At 43.2% G+C, this 301-nt stretch carries 1 protein-coding gene; it reads left to right on the forward strand.

Annotation, left to right across the window (positions count from 1 at the left end; genetic code table 11):
- A partial coding sequence (locus tag CWB80_RS22670) for a glutathione S-transferase family protein (protein WP_502705024.1) occupies nucleotides 1-246 on the forward strand: 246 nt, incomplete at its 5' end.
- Nucleotides 247-301 lie beyond the last annotated feature (55 nt).

Consider the following 301-nt stretch of genomic DNA (forward strand, 5'->3'; position numbering starts at 1 on the left):
CACTCGTTGTTTGCGGCACTGAGTAATGAAATGGCAATGAATATGCGCGCAATCAGGCCTGTAGAAGTAGCAGAGCCGGCGAAGAACGATAAGGCCCGTCTCGATGAGAGATTATCGCCGCAACAGCAAAGGTATCCATATGCATTGTTATTTGGTGAGTTCTATATTGTTGATGCGATGTTTGAACCTGTGGTACTGCGCTTTAAAACGTATCAGTTTACGCTTTATCGTGCTGCACAAGATTAATGTAAGAATGTATTTGCGTGTACAGTCATGCAAACCTGGATTAAAGCAGAGTAAA

Source organism: Pseudoalteromonas sp. S1650, from assembly GCF_005887195.1.
Lineage (GTDB): Bacteria > Pseudomonadota > Gammaproteobacteria > Enterobacterales > Alteromonadaceae > Pseudoalteromonas > Pseudoalteromonas simplex.